Genomic DNA, 19,039 nt, shown 5'->3' with positions numbered 1-19,039 from the left:
ACAGGAAAATACAAAATAAAACGGCACAGAATGTTTCTGTACCGTTAAAGAGAAGTGAATGTTATTTCAGACCGTTAACTAATGCCTTACGGTCATCTTCCAGCGTTACGACGCGCGCGCAAACATCTTTGCCAAACTGCTGGAAATCTTGTTCCTGATTCTTCCATTCGTTCTGGATTGACGTTTGCAAGCCGCCGAGGCTACCGAGCACGCCCTGCAACGGGTTACCGCCGCCTTTGAGCACGGCTTTCGCTCCCATTTCGTTAATGCTGTCTTGCAAAATGCCGCCCATCGCCTGGTTCACCAGCTGTTGCCCGTCAGCGCGGACCTGATCTATCGCCTTATAATGGAAGGTCAGACCGTCGGAGCGATGCTCGATTATCCGGTTCATCTGCTCTTTCAACTGAGCATCAAGCTTGGTTAAACGACCGCGCATATTACTGCTTTCGCCCACTTCTTTGGCGATGATTTTATCCAGTGCCACGCGACCTTTCTCAACGCGCGCTCTGGCACCTTCGTCAATCCACGGCAGACTGCTACGCAACGCCGCCTGATAATCTTTCGCCTGCTCACGCTGTGCAGCGCTCAGGGTGTATTGTTTACCGTTGAAGGTGACATTTCCGGTCGGCGTAATAACCAGATCGCCGTTTTCACCTTTCACCTGCACCGTTTGCGGACTTAAAATCACATCGTCTCGTGGAGTGACGCTGCACTTGTAATCAGCATGTGCGGCCATCGCCGTGAACGTTAGGAGTGCCGCCAGCAGCGTTTTGCGCATCATATCTATCCCTCAATACAAATCGGGCCGGCATTTGCCGACCCTTTGCTACTTAGTCCCACCAAACATCGAAAAGTTCGCTGGTACGCACGTCTTCAAGTTTATGCTCTTCCAGCCACTTACGGACAATCGCCTGATGTTCTTCAGTACATTTGCCAATTTCCTGCAGGCAGATCAGACCTTCCCAGGCCAGATAGCCGCTGCCGTCAAAGGCCAGTTTGTTCGGCTCGATAACTTCATTGATAAGGTCATCAACGATTTTATCAACCTGCTCTTCAGATGTGCCTTCCGGGAAACGCCATGCAACCGAAAATCCTAATTCCTGGAATTCGTCGATATGCATTTTTTTACGCAGACGACGGCTACGGTTCTTTGCCATTATTTCACCCTCTCGAACATTAAGTCCCATACGCCATGGCCAAGACGATGACCACGTTGTTCAAATTTGGTTACCGGGCGCGATTCCGGGCGCGGTACATAATCGTTACTCTCTGACTGGTTTTTATATCCGTCAATGGAGGACATCACTTCAAGCATGTGTTCCGCATAGGCTTCCCAGTCGGTAGCCATGTGGAAAACGCCGCCCAGTTTCAGCTTGCTTTTAACAAGCTCAGCAAATGGTACCTGAACGATACGGCGTTTATTATGACGTGCTTTATGCCACGGGTCAGGGAAAAAGAGCTGAACCATTGATAAAGAATTGTCAGGAATCATTTTGTGCAGTACTTCAACGGCATCATGGCACATCACGCGCAGGTTCTCGACACCCTCTTCATGAGCTGAGGCCAGACACGCGCCGACGCCCGGAGAGTGCACTTCAATGCCGAGGAAATTCTGTTCCGGACGAGCTTTAGCCATGGCCACCAGCGAAGCGCCCATACCAAAACCAATCTCAAGTGTCACTGGCGCTTCACGGCCAAACAGCGCGGCAAAATCCACAGGCTCTTCGCTAAACTCAACGCCCATCACCGGCCAGTAGTTTTCCAGCGCGTGTTCCTGCCCTTTGGTCAGTCGCCCCTGGCGACGAACAAAACTACGAATCCGGCGCAGAGGGCGGCCGTTTTCATCAAATTCCGGTGAAATGACGTCGTTCTTCATAAAAGTTTAGTCTGCTGTGTTTGAGTTCTGAAAACGGGCATTATCCAAAGTTAGTTGCCGGATGCAAGTAAAGGAAGAAAGTGAGCAGCGGAAAGTTCCGGTTTACACCCCGTTGCCGCTGTGCTGCAATCTTGCCCCCAGTCATTATGAAACGGTAACCATGCAAGCGTCTCAATTTTCAGCTCAGGTGTTGGGCTGGTACGACAAATACGGACGGAAAACGCTGCCCTGGCAAATTGACAAGACGCCTTACAAAGTATGGCTCTCTGAGGTCATGCTGCAACAAACGCAGGTTGCGACAGTTATTCCTTATTTTGATCGCTTTATGGCGCGCTTCCCGACGGTTACTGACTTAGCACAGGCACCGCTGGATGAGGTCCTTCATTTATGGACCGGTCTGGGTTATTACGCCCGTGCTCGTAATCTCCATAAAGCCGCTCAGCAGGTAGCGACGCTACACGGCGGAACGTTTCCGCAAACCTTTGATGAAGTAGCAGCCCTGCCAGGCGTCGGGCGTTCTACCGCTGGCGCGATCCTTTCGCTTTCTCTGGGTCAGCATTTTCCGATTCTCGACGGCAACGTTAAACGCGTGCTGGCTCGCTGTTATGCTGTCAGCGGTTGGCCAGGTAAAAAAGAGGTCGAGAAAAAGCTCTGGGATTTGAGCGAACAGGTTACGCCAGCTAAAGGCGTTGAGCGGTTTAATCAGGCAATGATGGATTTAGGGGCGATGGTCTGTACGCGTTCGAAGCCCAAATGTTCCCTGTGCCCGCTAGAAAATGGCTGTGTGGCTAGTGCCAACACAAGCTGGTCACTTTACCCCGGTAAAAAACCCAGACAGACATTACCAGAACGTACAGGCTATTTTTTACTGGTGCAGCATGATGATCAGGTATTGCTTGCGCAGCGCCCACCAAGCGGTTTATGGGGCGGATTGTACTGTTTTCCGCAGTTTGAAGATGAAGATGGGCTACGTCAGTGGCTGGCGCAACGGCAAATTAACGCAGATAATCTGACCCAACTTAATGCGTTTCGCCACACCTTTAGCCATTTCCATTTAGATATTGTGCCTATGTGGCTTCCCGTGTCTTCATTCACCTCATGCATGGATGAAGGCAATGCGCTCTGGTATAACTTAGCGCAACCGCCGTCGGTAGGACTGGCGGCTCCCGTGGAGCGTTTGTTACAGCAATTACGTACCGGTACGCATGTTTAACGTGTCGGTTAATAGAGAGGATTTTTTATGAGCAGAACGATTTTTTGTACTTTCCTGCAACGCGATGCAGAAGGTCAGGATTTTCAGCTGTACCCAGGCGAACTGGGAAAACGCATTTACAACGAGATTTCGAAAGAAGCGTGGGCACAGTGGCAGCATAAGCAAACCATGCTGATTAACGAAAAGAAACTGAATATGATGAACGTCGAACACCGTAAGCTGCTGGAACAGGAAATGATTAACTTCCTGTTTGAAGGTAAGGACGTGCATATTGAAGGCTATACGCCGGAAGATAAAAAATAAGCATCTCTTGCTGACAATTTCGTAGGCCGGATAAGGTGCTCACACCACCCTCCGGCAAAACGATACAACAACAAACACAACACGCACTCCCGGAATGATGAAAAAATTTCTCGCGCTTGCCGTTATTGCGCCGTTGCTCATCTCCTGTTCCAGTTCGACCAAAAAAGGCGATACCTATAACGAAGCCTGGGTCAAGGATACCAACGGTTTTGATATTCTGATGGGGCAATTTGCTCATAACATTGAGAATTTGTGGGGATTCAAGGAAGTACTGATTGCGGGTCCGAAAGACTACGTAAAGTATACCGATCAGTATCAAACCCGCAGCCACATCAACTTTGATGACGGTACGATAACCGTTGAGACCATCGCCGGGACAGATCCCGCCGGACACCTGCGTCGGGCGATCATCAAGACATTGCTAATGGGCGATGATCCCGGATCTATCGATCTCTATTCCGATGTCGATGATATCAAGATTTCCAAAGAGCCGTTCCTGTATGGGCAGGTGGTTGATAATACCGGTCAGCCCATTCGCTGGGAGGGGCGTGCAACAAACTTCGCGAATTACCTGCTACAAACGCGACTTAAGAGCCGCAGCAACGGCCTGCGCATCATCTATAGCGTGACGATCAATCTGGTGCCAAACCACCTTGATAAGCGAGCACATAAATATATCGGCATGGTACGGCAGGCATCGCGGAAGTACGGTGTCGACGAATCGCTGATTCTGGCAATCATGCAGACCGAATCGTCCTTTAACCCGTATGCTGTCAGCCATGCCGATGCGTTGGGGTTAATGCAGGTGGTACAACACAGCGCCGGGAAAGATGTATTCCGCTCTCAGGGGCGTTCGGGTACGCCAAGCCGCAGCTTCCTGTTTGATCCGGCCAGTAACATCGACACGGGTACAGCCTATCTGGCGATGCTCAACAATGTCTATTTGGGCGGTATTGATAATCCGACCTCGCGCCGCTATGCGGTGATCACCGCCTATAACGGCGGGGCGGGTAGCGTGCTGCGCGTTTTCTCCAGCGATAAGATTCAGGCCGCAAATATTATCAACAGCATGTCCCCGGGGGATGTTTATCAAACCCTGACCACGCGACATCCATCCGCAGAATCACGTCGTTATCTTTACAAGGTTAATTCCGCACAGAAAACCTATCGTCGACGTTAACATCGTCCTCTCCTGACACCTCCGCTAATGGGTGTCAGGAGAGCAAAAAGTGTTAACTCCATCACTCTTTTACCTTGCAATTAGAAATTGTTTGCAAATATTTGTCACAGCTAACAAAAAAAGAGTGTCTCTCATTGATAGAATCACATCATATTGCAACGGCAAATGTGCCTTTTAAAACATTCATCCGCATTACGGTGTGAGGAAATTAACATGAATCTTAAGCTGCAGCTGAAAGTCCTCTCCTTTCTGCAGTTCTGCCTGTGGGGTAGTTGGCTCACGACCCTCGGCTCTTATATGTTTGTCACCCTTAAATTCGATGGTGCATCCATTGGCGCAGTGTATAGCTCCCTGGGGATTGCCGCCGTATTTATGCCAACGCTGTTAGGGATCGTGGCTGACAAATGGATCAGTGCAAAATGGGTTTATGCACTTTGCCACCTGGTCGGCGCAGGAACACTGTTCGCCGCCGCCGAGGTCACCACGCCAGGGGCCATGTTCTTTGTGATCTTGCTTAACTCACTGGCCTATATGCCAACGTTAGGGCTAATCAACACTATCTCTTACTATCGCCTGCAATCTGCCGGGATGGATATTGTCACCGACTTCCCGCCAATTCGTATCTGGGGCACCATCGGCTTTATTCTGGCCATGTGGGCGGTAAGCTTCTCTGGCTTTGAACTGAGTCATATGCAGCTTTACATCGGCGCGACATTATCCGTGGTACTGGTACTGTTTACCCTGACGCTGCCGCATATTCCGGTTGCCAATCAGCAAAAAAACCAGAGCTGGACGTCAATGCTCGGCCTGGATGCATTCGCGCTGTTTAAAAACAAGCGTATGGCTATTTTCTTCATCTTCTCAATGATGCTGGGCGCAGAGCTGCAAATTACCAATATGTTCGGCAATACCTTCCTGCACAGCTTCGATAACAACCCACTGTTCTCCGGTAGCTTTATCGTTGAACACGCCTCGGTGATGATGTCGATTTCGCAGATTTCTGAAACCCTGTTTATCCTGACCATCCCGTTCTTCTTAAGCCGTTACGGTATCAAGAACGTCATGCTTATCAGTATCGTGGCGTGGATGCTGCGCTTCGGTCTGTTTGCTTACGGCGATCCGACTCCGTTCGGTACCGTGCTGCTGGTTCTGTCGATGATTGTTTACGGTTGTGCTTTCGACTTCTTCAACATCTCGGGTTCCGTATTTGTGGAAAAAGAAGTGCGACCTGAAATTCGCGCCAGCGCACAGGGTATGTTCCTGATGATGACCAACGGCTTCGGCTGTATTCTGGGCGGTCTGGTGAGCGGTAAAGTGGTTGAGTACTATACACTGAATGGTATTACTGACTGGCAGACCGTGTGGCTGATCTTCGCAGGTTATTCACTGGTTCTGGCGTTCGCTTTCGTGGCACTGTTTAAATACAAACACGTTCGCGTACCGGCTGGCTCCCAACCCGTCGCGCATTAATCTTCATTTATTGGAAAAGGTCACCTGTCGGTGACCTTTTTTTTGCCGGATGGCGCTTACTTCAAGACGTAGCCAAACAGACGCTTAATTCCGTCAGCATCGGTCTCGCTGTAGACCCCTTGCAGCTCCGGCGAGAATCCTGGGAGCAGGTTAACGCCCTCTTCCAGCGCCAGAAAATAACGCTGAACCGCCCCACCCCATACTTCTCCCGGTACCACGCACAGTACACCAGGAGGATAAGGCAGCGCGCCTTCTGCCGCAATGCGACCCGCGGCATCACAAATACGCACCAGCTCAACGTCACCACGAATAAAGGCACTGTGGGCGTCCTGCGGATTCATCGCCACGACCGGCAAACTCTCCTGACGAAACATCGCCTTTTGTAGATCCTTCACATCAAAGCTGACGTACAGATCGTGCATCTCCTGGCACAGCTCACGCAGCGTGTAATCCCGATAGCGTACCGGGTATTTGTTGGTGATGGTAGGCAGCACATCAGCTAACGGCGTGTCGTCCTCAATATGCTGTTCAAACTGCGCCAGCATAGCCACCAGTTGCGCCATTTTCTCTGCGCTTTCTGCAGGCGTCAGCAGGAACAGAATTGAGTTGAGGTCGCATTTCTCCGGCACGATGCCATTTTCGCGCAGATAATGCGCCAGAATCGTTGCCGGGATGCCGAACTCGGTATATTGCCCGGTCTGCGCATCAATGCCAGGAGTGGTCAGCAACAGTTTGCAGGGATCGACAAAATACTGGTCGCACGCGTAACCGGAAAAACCATGCCATTTCGCGCCCGGTTCAAAGCTAAAGAAGCGACGCTCGCTGGCGATGGTTTTCGTCGGATAGGTTTCCCACGGTTTGCCATCGATCACGGGGGGAATAAAGGGCTGGAGCAGCTTACAGTGGGCAATGATAGCTTTACGTGCCTCAATCCCCATCTCCACGCATTCTGCCCACAAACGACGCCCGCTCCCTCCTTCATGGATTTTAGCGTTAACATCCAGCGCGGCAAATAACGGATAAAACGGGCTTGTAGAGGCATGCAGCATAAACGCGTTGTTCAGACGTTTGTGCGGGCAGAAACGCGCCTGACCACGAATATGGTTATCTTTTTTGTGGATCTGCGAGGTTTGCGAGAACCCGGCCTGCTGCTTATGCACCGACTGGGTAACAAAAATCCCCGGATCGTTGGCATTAAGCTCCAGCAACAACGGCGATCCATCGGCCATCATCGGAATAAACTGCTCGTATCCGACCCAGGCAGAATCAAACAGGATGTAATCACACAGACTGCCAATCTTGTCGATCACCTGCCGGGCGTTGTAGATCGTCCCGTCATACGTGCCAAGCTGAATAATTGCCAGACGGAACGGGCGCGGCTGTTCGGCCTTTTGCGGTGCAACCTCCCGGATCTGCTGGCGCAAATATTCCTCATCAAAACAGTGCTCATCAATACCACCAATAAAGCCAAACGGATTGCGTGCCGCCTCCAGATAAACCGGCGTGGCTCCAGCCTGAATCAGAGCACCATGATGGTTCGACTTGTGGTTATTACGGTCAAATAGCACCAGATCGCCACGCGTCAGTAACGCATTAGTCACCACTTTATTTGCAGCCGATGTGCCATTCAGAACAAAGTAGGTTTTATCCGCATGGAAAACTTTAGCGGCAAATTTTTGCGCATGTTTGGCCGACCCTTCATGGATGAGCAGATCGCCCAGTTTGACGTCAGCATTGCACATATCCGCACGAAACAGATTTTCGCCAAAAAACTCGTAGAAATGACGACCCGCTGGATGCTTCTTGAAAAACTCGCCATGCTGATGTCCCGGGCAGGCAAAGGTGCTGTTCCCCATTTCAACATACTGAGTCAACGTGTCATAAAACGGCGGCAACAGCTCTTCCTCATAACGACAGGCTGCGGACTCAAGCTCCAGCCAGTCCTGTGCATTACCGCGAATAATTGCCTCAACGCCTGCAGGTACATCCACATCAGTCTCTGAAAAAATAAACACGGGCAAATGAAAACCTGTGCGTTTAAGCAACGAAAGGATCCCACTGCGGCTGTCCGCAACAGTAATGACGACTGCCGCAACATCAGTAAAATCGGTACTGTCCAGCGACACCACCTGACGATGGGTAGACAGGCGAGAGACCAGTTCACCACTGGCGGCAATATTCATTGATTTCATAAGCGCAAAAACCCGTTTCGGGAAAGTCAAAAGCCCCGGGCAAAGCTGCATTGCTTCGCCCTACGAAATGACAGGTCAAACTGGTAACCAGCCCCGACCGCCAGACATCAGTAAAAGCAGATAGCCTCTGATTTTACTGTTATCCTGCAGTGAGCGTGCGTTGCCGTCACCGCATAGTGGGAGAGTGAAAAAATATCGCAGGAAGGGGCAATCTTCGCGCATAAAGGCGATGTTGAAGGCGATGTAGGGGGAATATATTCATCCCAGGCAGCCCCGTGAGACAGGAGAAAATTCGCGCAATTTTGGCACCTTTAACTATCAGGCGCAAGACAAAATCCTATGCATATATCTTGCAGATAAACACCCATTTTTCCGATCGATAGCGTCATAATAATGCAATCTGAAAACATAAACACACCCGGGCCATTGCCTTTAGCATCAAGACGATAACGGGTAATCAGGAGCGAATGTGGTAATCGGACCTTTTATTAATGCCAGCGCCATTTTATGTGGCGGTGTTCTCGGCACACTACTCAGCCAGCATTTACCAGAACGTATTCGAGTCTCAATGACCTCTATTTTCGGGCTGGCCTCTCTGGGTATTGGGATTTTACTGGTAATTAAGTGCGCCAATCTGCCAGTCATGGTTCTGGCAACGCTGGTCGGCGCGTTAATCGGCGAGATTTGTTATCTGGAAAAAGGGATTAACGCTGCTGTAGCTAAAGCACAACAGGTTTTCACCAGATCAGATGTAAATGCAACGCATGAGTCTTTTATCCAAAGCTATGTAGCAATCATTGTGCTTTTTTGCGCCAGCGGTACCGGGATCTTTGGGGCGATGCATGAAGGGATGACTGGCGACCCTAATATTTTAATCGCTAAGTCTTTTCTCGATTTCTTCACCGCCGCCATCTTCGCCTGCTCGCTGGGTATTGCGGTATCAGCCATTTGCGTGCCGGTGCTGGCAATCCAGTTAACTCTGGTCACCTGTGCTGCGTTGATTTTGCCACTGACAACGCCTGCAATGATGGCCGATTTTAGCGCTGTAGGCGGATTATTGCTGCTGGCAACCGGCTTACGCATTTGTGGAATCAAAATGTTCGCGGTCGTTAATATGCTTCCCGCTCTGCTACTGGCAATGCCGCTTTCCGCTGCATGGACTGCATTTTTTGCCTGAGAATGCGTGCAATACCAGCAATCTGGTGATAGATTGTGCAGTCTGCATTGAATTGAAGAAATTTCGTTGACGAAACGAAGCGAATCGGTTTTAATGCGCCTCGTTGCCCGGATAGCTCAGTCGGTAGAGCAGGGGATTGAAAATCCCCGTGTCCTTGGTTCGATTCCGAGTCCGGGCACCAAAATTTAGAAAAACCAGCCTTAGGGCTGGTTTTTTGCTTTCTGAAGGATGCAGTAGATTTGTGGTCGTTCTGACTGCAAATGTCACCAACCTCTCGCTGAGCGGCGCTCGTTTTTTTGATACAAGGTGTGGCAACGTTTTGCTCAGCAGTAGGTGCTTCCGAACGAAATACCGGCTTGTGACTGAAGCCCCGGAACTATTAAAAAGTATGCATAATTAAAATGAGTATGCTCACATATCCACTGATATCTGCATATAAATAGTTCATAACGCGTGTTCAACGAACAAGCGTCTCACTATCATTCAAAACCTTAATTTTTTTTAGCATTTCCAGATACACTTTATGAACCCCTATTGCTTGCCCAATAGCGCATGGAGGAATAGCATTTTCTGATCTGGAAGAACTCTCCCGACGAGGAATACTATATGCATACCAACTGAAATAACCATTGACCTGAAGGTCATTGATAGCATCCAGCATATCCACGCTCATTGAGGAACCATAGCGATCTACCAGTCTATCAAGACGATTAATACCAGATGTTATATGAGTACGAAATATATCATTCCATGTGCCGCCATCAGGCACAGAGAAGAAAGTCTTTGGTCGCAATTCCAGGCATGTGTTCTGAGCCTTTTCCAGCATCGGCTTCTTAAGCATTAAATCAAAAGAGATGTTGTTATCACTGATGTATTTACCACCATTATTTTCAATGTAAAGACTTCGAAAAGGTGATGCTATAGAATTCAAACTTTTTGATATTTCTAAGTTTATAATTTTGCCAAGCTTTTGTTTTTCTAATTTAATATGTTGTTCATTTTCACGCTGTTGATACGTAGAAACAAATGAGTAAATGAGTGCAAAAACTACTAAAGCGAGTGTGAAGCGTCCTGGAATCGTAAGTTTTTTTAGGCCGGACTCATTCTTGTCCCATGTATTACCGATAATTGCTATCAGAGCAGAACCGAAAGCCAGAAAAATTGGAATGTATTCCATATATAACTCCTTAAAAACTGTTCTAAATAATATTAGAACACAAAAAAACCAAGTTCGCTATAAACCGCAGTAAATGCAACAAAACATAAATATAACGTATTAAATATTTACCTTAGGAAGCCATTAATATCGACACTCTCTAACATGCGATAGATTATTTATCTAAAACTTAGCATAAAATACTCTATCCAGACACGAGTATTTAAGTTCCCCGAATCCGATTCCAGACACCACTATTTAGAAAAACCAGCCTTAGGGCTGGTTTTTTGCTTTCTGGCACCAAAAAAGTAACTCGAACTCAGTCAATTGCCAGGACTGACTGAATTCGATCTAGTTAGTTTGAGTTACTTAAAGTTATATTTAATACCAATCATCGCTGAAGTATCGTTATAACCTTTATCTCCAATCTGCGCGCCAATATTACCCCAGATATTGAGCTGCGGATTAATTTGCCCCTCAACACCCGTTTTAATTTCACCCAGATCACGTGCGCCTTCTTGTCGGATACTGACCCCATCCATTGTTGTGCCAAAGTTACGGGTATTGTGGATCCAGTTCACTTCCACAAACGGCTGGAACTCTCGTGCGTTGCCATCATCAATTGCACTGTGGCCTTTCAGGAAAGTACGGACTCCCAGCCGAGTCTGGATATTGCCATCTCCTTTGCCGCTGACGTGAGAACCATTCGATTCACGATGATCGTCTGCTTCAACCCCCATCCAGATAGCTTGTCCCTGCGGCTGGATAAACCATTCGTTTTCAGAACCTTTACTTCCGGTGAATTCACCGAGCTTGTGCGTATAACCCAGCTCCAGCGATCCGGTAATCCCTTTCGATTTGTATGATTCACCCTGAATACCCTGGCCTTTGACACTATTATTAAACCAGTTGTACTGCGCCCATGTATCCAGATAAGCCCCCTGATGCGTTTCATCATTGGCATACCATGTTGCATAGACCCCAGCACTGTAACCATTCACGGAACCATCAGAACGATAACCTGTAGATGAGGAGCGCGTATTGCTGTTGTTATGTCCATACCCGGCCATCACGCCAAGATGCCAGCGATCCAGTCCATCGCCACTCCAGCGGGCAATATCGCTACCAATCTGCATTACATAGCGATTACTCTGGGTTTTCAGCTGGCCGCTACCGTCACGCCAGTTGTTATGTCCACCGACATGACGCATCCACATACTTGTCACTTTCTGCTCGCCTGTCAGCGCGTCGATGTACTGGGTTTCACCCAGACGATCGTGCAGACGGGTAACAAACATATTATTTGCTGCCGCCAGGTTTGCCGTGTAGCTCCCACCCTCCGGGCGCAGATCTTTATCAGTATCAGGATCTGGTTTCGGATCCGGGTCTGGATCTGTTTTACCACTGGTCAAATACCAGTTGCCACTGTTCTCATCCTGGCCACGCCCAAGAGTATAATCATAAGCGCCCGCCACAATACGACCTGCTTGCGTAAATTCACCATCCGACTGCCCGTCTACGTGGATCACTTCAATACCGTCGATCGTGGCAGCCCCTTTCCCACCAGCATTAGTGACGCTAACTGAAGTTGTGCCGCTGGTATCACCCTTCACAACCAGCTTATCCGTTACGGAATCATCATTCCCCAAAGCAGTGTTTAATGAAAGATGGCCGTCATTACCCGCATAATTGCCATTAACTACCAGTTGGTTGCCCGCCAGTTGGCCATTCACGCCGGTCTTAATAGTACCGCTATTAGTGAGATTGCCTCCCACCGTAAACAGAAGATTATCGCCAGTCCCGGTACCAACCTGCACTCTCCCTGCGTTATTCACATTGCCAGCAACACCACCGACACCAGAGAGCATGCCAAATGTCGCAACATTCACCTGTGAACTGGCAAGGATAACCGGCGACGTTGCGTTGCCCAGCACTAAGCCGCCCTGCTCAATATCCGTTTGCCCGGTCCAGGCTGCGTTATCACCTACGGTAACGGAGCCTGCGCCCAGTTTGGTCACTCGACCACTACCATATACATCATTATTGAGTTGCCAGTCAGTGTCGCTGTTCAATACCAGAGAGCCCGTATTACTCACATCCGCACTGCCCAGGTTTTCTGCAATAGAAGCGGTAAGTTGGGAATCCGCATCGATAGAGAACTGACCGGTGAAAGCGCTGTTATTGCCTACCAGCACAACATCACTGCCGTTGAGTTCAACCAGCCCGGCATCACTGATATTATTGTATAGATTGCCTGCGGCCTTACCGATCGATAGCGTTCCTGCCGCTACAATATCACCCGAACCAAGGCCCAGAGTCGTGTTCATTAACACGCGGGCACCTTCCGCGATGGTGGTTGTCGCCGTCAGCGTACTGTTTTCACCAGTAATGGTCAGCGTATCGGCATTCACATTCAGCTCACCACTTCCCGTTAACACACCGTCTGCTGAGCCGCCGTGCTCAAGTGTCAGGCTACCACCGTTAATATTCAGCAAAGAGCCTGCTGCCGCAGCTAGCTTACCGATAGTCTGGCGATGACCATTCATATCAAACCCGGACTCTGTCGCCAGACGCAGTTCGCTGGTCTGCCCAAGAACATTATCATTTTGCATCAGAAGGTTGCCGCTGCGTACATCGGTAACGCCGGTATAATCATTATCCTGATTGGACAGTGATACCGTCTGGCCTTTCTGGCTGTCAAACGCCAAATCTCCGCTCCCGGTTACACGGGCGCTGAGATCCGCCGCATTGCCGGTCTTGCCGTTTGCATCCAGTACCAGCGCATTATCTCCAGATGCCAGCAATTCTACCTGCGTCAGGCCATAGTTAATGTACAGGCCGTCATCACTCGCACCGCCGGTGAGACGATAGTCATAAGTCCCTTTCGCCACGACCTCGCCGTTTTGACTGATATCGACTTCCACGCCATCACTAATGATATTGCCATTGCTATCAGTCAGCGTCAGGTTACCCGCACCGCCTGAAACAGGGGTATCTGAGGTAGCCAGTTGGATCAGCGACTGCGCATCGTCCTGTTCAAGCAGTGACTGCGTGGTATCAGCCAGCGGACGATCGTTGCTGATCGTGCCAGTATCAACCTGCACGGTACCGCGCCCGGAAAGATCCATCTTCCCTGAATGAATAGTCCCTTCAGCGTTACTCTGCCCAGGGGTCACACCGTCAAAACTGACCGTACCGCCGTTAAAGGCGAGTCCTCCAATCTTCTGCTCGCCAACAGCCACATGCGTCACGCTACCCGTACCCGCACTTAATGTCGCCTGGCTCAGCGCCAGAGTATTCAACCCCGCCAGTTCAAAGGTGCTGTTGCTCAGCGCCAGCGTGCCATTGAATCCGTCTGCTGCATTGTTGCTGGTAAAATCGAACGCATTACCGCTGGCATCCACCTCTACCGTACCGGTACCCGCCAGATGACTGTTAAAGACATACGTGCTATTGGATTTCAGCGACAGCGTGCTGGTCTCGTCGACGCTATAACCAGTATCAGCAGCATCGTTTTGATTATCACCCAGCGCAAATGTGACATTATCAACGGTAAATACGGAGCCAGCAGTGAGATCAATATGCTCCATACCACTGATAGCATCAGTACGATTCAGGATGTACTGCGCGTTTTTCAGTTGAAGTGTATCTCCACCCGCACCACCATTAAGGCTGGTAAACAGCGATGTCTCCGTCTCTTTAATATCATTGAGCACATACAAATCGTTACCGCTTCCGGTCGTGACGTCCGTGGCCGTACTACCAGAATCCAGCGTAATCGTGTTATCGCCGCTCATCAGATTAACCTGTCCGACAATGCTCGCGCCTGCGGCGTTTGTAAACGCAACCCCGGCCCCCGTCAGCATTTCCACTGCTTTTTGCGAGGCATCCAGCGCTTTAATCACACCTTTATTAATGAAACTTTCCAGTGCACCATTATCAGCGTTGACCACCGCATGGCTTGTTGACTTCGAGGTTAGCTCACCAGATTGTTCAACATTTTTGGTTGTCCCCCCAATAATCAGCGCTTCACCGCCGTCACTGTCGAGCACGTTAACGCTGACACCTGTTTTCAGATCGGTTGACGCATTGGTGACAATCCCTTTGCCTGCAGCCTGTTCGACGTTGATCACCAGATTGCGTGAGTCGGACATATCCAGCGTTTGATCGGTTTCGCTACCGTCAATATTTTCAAAAAAAATCCCCGTGCCGCTACCCGTTACGGTAACAGTACCGGAGTTGGTTTGCGCCAGCGATGCGCCGGTATGAATACCAATACCGTTACCTACGCTTACAGTAGTATCTTTTAACTGGATGCCCGCAATTTTAGCGACGTTTTCAATAGCACTCCCTTTGCCAGCGCTGTCCATCGTAATGGTAGCGCCATCAACAGTCAGGCCTTTCGCGCCGTTAGCCAGCAGGATGCCATGCGCGTCTCCTGCTGCTTTGGTTTCCCCCGAACCGGTCAAGCTCAGCGAGGCATCATTGCCAACAAGATAGGCTGCTGTGCCATCCGTCGCGGTTACCGTCGCATCGTTTTTAACAACCGAATCAGCACCTTCAATACTGACCGCGACACCATTAACGTTAATATCACCAGCGTTATTCAGCGTGCCGCCAGAAACCAGGACGCCGGTGCTGCCCGCCTGGGCGAAATCAATAGTACCCTGGTGGTTAAGCGTACCACCGTTGCGAGCGATGTAGCCGAAGGCACCATCCGCTGTGTTGCTGGTATTCAATGTGGCATAGCTGGTAAGTACCGAGTCGCCCTTCAGACTCGCATCAACATTCCCGGACAGATCGTAATAATTACCATCAACAATCCCGGCAGTGGTCCCTTTACCGGAGAGCTTAACAATCACCGCATCTTTAGTGATAACACCATCAGCACCGCCTTCCACACGCACACCAGTGGCACCGTCGCCCGTGATGCTCAATGATTGCGAACCGGAATCAAAATGGCTTCCCGTCCCCGTCACTTGCAGAATAGTGGAGTCTTTGCCTGATGCCGTCATTGTCGTACCTGATGACCCACTACCATCAAAGGTTGCACCGCCTTCAATACGGTATAGCGTTGACCCTTCAGTCGATACGTCCTGCAGGGTCGAAGAGGATGCGTTGACTTTAGAACCGCTACCGTAAACAAAATAACCGATTTGGTTCTTACCACTGTCAAAAGACACTTTACCCGTATCGGTAATATCGATCGTACCGCCGTCACGAACATGCAGACCAATCGCGTTATCTGCAGCAAGACTGACACTCCCGCTCATGGTCAGTCGTGAACCCGATCCTTCAACCCAGGCACCAATGTTTTTCTGCGTACTGTCGGTTGTACTGCCATTGGTGATGTTGATGCTGCCGGAGTGAATCGCCTCGCTCCCTCCCTGTAGCTCAATCCCGCTGGCACTGTACCCATTCAGATTGATCTTGCCGCTGTTTTCCAGACCTTTCGCGCCGTTAATACCCATCAGCCCGGTATTTTGCGCTGACCCGGTACCATTGATATCGATAACACCATTTTGCTTAACGCTGATGCCATCTGGCGACTCGCTACCATCCGCCTTGATAGCAACAGCATTTTCTACTTTTTCCCCGATAGTAATGTTGCCGGGGTTATTGATAGTCCCACCTTTCACATACATACCAATGGCGGGGAGCGTCACCACAACCTCACTGGTCGTTTCATCTTTTACCGCCTGGGCGGTACGTCCGATATAGAGAGTCCCGTTGTTTGTCGCAACGACATTATGCTGAGCAAATACACCGTAGGTGTATACACTATCGATGGATTGCACTGGTTCACCGCCAGTCGCAATATTCATTACGCCATTATTTATAAACGTTGCCGTGTCGTTCATCAGCAAAGCGTAAGCGTTATAAATATCCTGGTGAGAAGCGAGGTTGATAATGCCGTCATTCTGCACTTTTGTGGTACCTGTCGACAGAATCGCGGTATGTGCACCGACCCATGCGTTTTTCACATCAAGACTGGTACCCCCGTCAATAACACCGTTGTTATTCACGATGCTGTCCCGTGCCGAAATGACATAATCGCCCCCCGATGCACCAGCAGCGGTCCCTAACGTACCGTTGTTGTTCAGCGTGGCGCCTTTGGTCAATGTCACCACGGAGGTATCACTGAACACAGCCTGAATATTTGCATCAGCAGAAATATTAACGACAGAGTGCGCTCCGGTAGCTTTTATGAAACTATTCACATCCCGGTTTGCAAGCTGCAATACAGCATCGCCGGCCGGGATCTTGGTATCGAAGTGGATGCTTTTTTGTTCCGTGGAATAGGCTTTGTTTAACTCAGCCTGATAGTCTGCAGGTGAGAGTTGGCCCGCCTCAACAGCCTTCACCAGGGCATCATTATAGGTTTTTAAATCATCAATATTGTTAACGGTATACTGGCCTAACGCACTGGAGAAGGTGCCATTGTAAGTTGCGGTATTAAAGCTAAACGTTTTTCCAGAAGTATCCGCGACATTACCGATGCTACCGCTTTGCACGATAGTTTTAGAGTTGTAGTTCAGTACGGCATCTTTTGTATCGCTGGCGCTGGTCTCAACGTTATAAATCCCGGAAACCTTAGTGACAGCATTAAACTTGTTCTCTGTGTGTTCTGCCCAATCGTTTCCCTTTGAACCGATATTGACATCAAGCTCACCACCCGACTTTACGGTTGCCAGCTTCATATTGACATACTGTCCGTTGCCAACTGCAACCCCCAGATATGTCGTCAGATCGCCGATATTATTAGTGGAGAAATTATTACTGTCGTAAACCTGTATTGTGCGTGAGGCTCCAGTGACAGGATCGACATATTGAATACTGTGCGTACGACCACCTAATGTCGTTTGTTTCAGGTTTATATTTTCACTACCAGATGAAATATACCCGCTATCCATTGCCTGCTGAATTGTCATCGTCTGGAAACCAGATGCCCCGGAAGCAATACTGCCATATCCTTTAGCGCCTGTGACGATATTCATCGTTTCACCATCGCCAACAACAAGCTGACCAACACCATTACTATTGGTATATGGTGTGTATTCTGGCAGTACATAATCGGCGGCCAGAGCATTTACCGACTGCGTCGCGAATACTGCACCAATTATACTTAACGCCAACGTTGATAAATTAAAGCGATAGTTATTAACTCGAATACCTACGTCGCTATTAGTTTCTACTGAAGCACCAGATCGATTAGCCAATTCAGAAACAACAAATGCACACGAGCGCGACACACTCCATACCACTTTATAAATCTTATTCATAATTACCTTTCCGAAGGACTCCACGATGCCTTTATTTACTGGCAAATTTTCGTGGTCACATAGCAGTAGATGAACTCATGAATATACAGCGGACGGACACGACTTCTTCGCTGGAAGTATTCCGCTGAAACATTGAGCAACTTGTACTCGACGGATGGTATTACTCAAGCATAGCAATATCTATTTATATCGAAAGTGATACATTATATAGATAATATGACTATAAATTTAAGCCAGCAAAGATTTTTATGTTAATAAAGTACAAAAAACAACCAAATGATTGATAATCATATGTATAAATTTTGTAATTTACACAACACACTCACATCACAACAAATAAACAATTCCAGCTTATTAAAAGGCTGTAAAAATTCAAATGATAATAAGTCTCCATTCATTTAAAATGAGAATTTGAATATAGACAAAGATATCTATAAGACTAATCTCATACTATAATCTTTATAATAAAAAATTCAATCCACTTGATTTGCAAAAAATTACATTCATGGACGATGACTACGACTGCAGTTGGAAAAACTTCACTTCACAATTCGCCAATTTTGCAGGTTCAAAGACTTTGCTTGTCGTATATAATAAGCGAAAAGCATCACACGCTACTGGCCAATGTTTTAAGTCTCTTGATGCTTTGCAATTTTTCTATTATTTTATTAGTGTGATTTTTTAGCCCTTTCATGAAGGGTGAAATACCATCTTTCTAAAAACATAGGTCATTTACAAATCAATCAATGACCTAATGGCTCTGGAGAACCTTAATCGTTATGAGATAAATATTACCTCGCCACACGTTGATATTAACGCGTCTGATCCCTTATCAACTTGAGCAAATGAATAGCGATGCAGAAACACAAAATCTTGTCCGTATCAGCGCTTTTCAGTAACGTATCAATAGAATAATGAAGGTAAGAACCATGAGTAAGAACGAAGTAATTCCTGTTTAGCAGAACTGATAGCTACTGTTGTGCGCCTTAACATTCCGGATATCCGAGGGAATAACGACATATTGGAACTGTATGTTTCAGGGAGTTTTTATCAAAAAAAAAACGAGTCTAGAATAAAACCCCTCAAAAAAACCAGGTATTTGTATCAAAAAAATACGCATCTATAGATATTTAAACTGATACTTTAAATTTTTATGTCAAAAGACAAAAATAAAACACTACATTTTAGG

At 48.3% G+C, this 19,039-nt stretch carries 11 protein-coding genes and 1 tRNA gene; 6 read left to right on the top strand and 6 right to left on the bottom strand.

The window, feature by feature from the left end; genetic code table 11:
- Positions 1-61: 61 nt before the first annotated feature.
- Genes SK36_RS01410 through trmB form a run of 3 tightly spaced genes read right to left on the bottom strand, consistent with a single transcriptional unit; the run spans position 62 to position 1,876 of the window.
- Positions 62-781, bottom strand: a complete 720-nt coding sequence (locus tag SK36_RS01410) for a YggN family protein (RefSeq protein ID WP_045447403.1) — start codon at positions 779-781, stop codon at positions 62-64.
- Positions 782-830: 49 nt separating this feature from the next.
- Entirely contained in the window at positions 831-1,157 is a 327-nt protein-coding gene (locus tag SK36_RS01405) for a YggL family protein (protein WP_045447406.1), read from the bottom strand.
- Positions 1,157-1,876, bottom strand: coding sequence for a tRNA (guanosine(46)-N7)-methyltransferase TrmB (gene trmB, locus SK36_RS01400; protein WP_045447409.1), 720 nt, complete (start codon positions 1,874-1,876; stop codon positions 1,157-1,159). Before trmB ends, SK36_RS01405 begins: the two co-directional genes overlap by 1 nt.
- Before the next feature lie 160 nt (positions 1,877-2,036).
- Between trmB and mutY the strand changes: the two genes are divergently transcribed.
- From mutY to SK36_RS01380, 4 genes are all read left to right on the top strand, one after another.
- Entirely contained in the window at positions 2,037-3,089 is a 1,053-nt protein-coding gene (mutY, locus tag SK36_RS01395; protein WP_136345244.1) for an A/G-specific adenine glycosylase, read from the top strand.
- A 27-nt stretch (positions 3,090-3,116) separates the two neighbouring features.
- Entirely contained in the window at positions 3,117-3,392 is a 276-nt protein-coding gene (locus SK36_RS01390; RefSeq protein WP_045447415.1) for an oxidative damage protection protein, read from the top strand.
- A 94-nt stretch (positions 3,393-3,486) separates the two neighbouring features.
- A complete protein-coding gene (gene mltC / locus SK36_RS01385; RefSeq protein WP_136345243.1) occupies positions 3,487-4,572 on the top strand; it encodes a membrane-bound lytic murein transglycosylase MltC in 1,086 nt (361 codons plus the stop codon).
- Positions 4,573-4,785: 213 nt separating this feature from the next.
- Entirely contained in the window at positions 4,786-6,042 is a 1,257-nt protein-coding gene (locus SK36_RS01380; protein ID WP_045447421.1) for a nucleoside permease, read from the top strand.
- Positions 6,043-6,098: 56 nt separating this feature from the next.
- On the opposite strand, the gene SK36_RS01375 is transcribed toward SK36_RS01380, so the two are convergent.
- The gene (locus tag SK36_RS01375; protein WP_048220571.1) at positions 6,099-8,234 is read right to left on the bottom strand and encodes an ornithine decarboxylase; all 2,136 of its coding nucleotides are present in this window, start codon (positions 8,232-8,234) and stop codon (positions 6,099-6,101) included.
- A gap of 469 nt (positions 8,235-8,703) precedes the next feature.
- Between SK36_RS01375 and SK36_RS01370 the strand changes: the two genes are divergently transcribed.
- Both SK36_RS01370 and SK36_RS01365 read left to right on the top strand, forming a co-directional pair.
- Positions 8,704-9,411 carry a DUF554 domain-containing protein gene (locus SK36_RS01370; protein ID WP_045447429.1) on the top strand — a complete coding sequence of 236 codons (708 nt, stop codon included), beginning with the start codon at positions 8,704-8,706 and terminating at the stop codon, positions 9,409-9,411.
- Positions 9,412-9,516: 105 nt separating this feature from the next.
- Positions 9,517-9,592, top strand: a tRNA-Phe gene (locus tag SK36_RS01365).
- A gap of 276 nt (positions 9,593-9,868) precedes the next feature.
- On the opposite strand, the gene SK36_RS01360 is transcribed toward SK36_RS01365, so the two are convergent.
- Positions 9,869-10,588, bottom strand: coding sequence for a hypothetical protein (locus tag SK36_RS01360; protein ID WP_048220569.1), 720 nt, complete (start codon positions 10,586-10,588; stop codon positions 9,869-9,871).
- Between the two features lie 344 nt (positions 10,589-10,932).
- The gene (locus tag SK36_RS01355; protein WP_231593065.1) at positions 10,933-17,850 is read right to left on the bottom strand and encodes an autotransporter outer membrane beta-barrel domain-containing protein; all 6,918 of its coding nucleotides are present in this window, start codon (positions 17,848-17,850) and stop codon (positions 10,933-10,935) included.
- Positions 17,851-19,039: the final 1,189 nt, after the last annotated feature.

The organism is Citrobacter sp. MGH106 (assembly GCF_001037495.1).
In the GTDB taxonomy this organism is placed as follows: Bacteria; Pseudomonadota; Gammaproteobacteria; order Enterobacterales; family Enterobacteriaceae; genus Citrobacter; species Citrobacter murliniae.
This window is presented reverse-complemented; position numbering and strand designations above follow the sequence as displayed.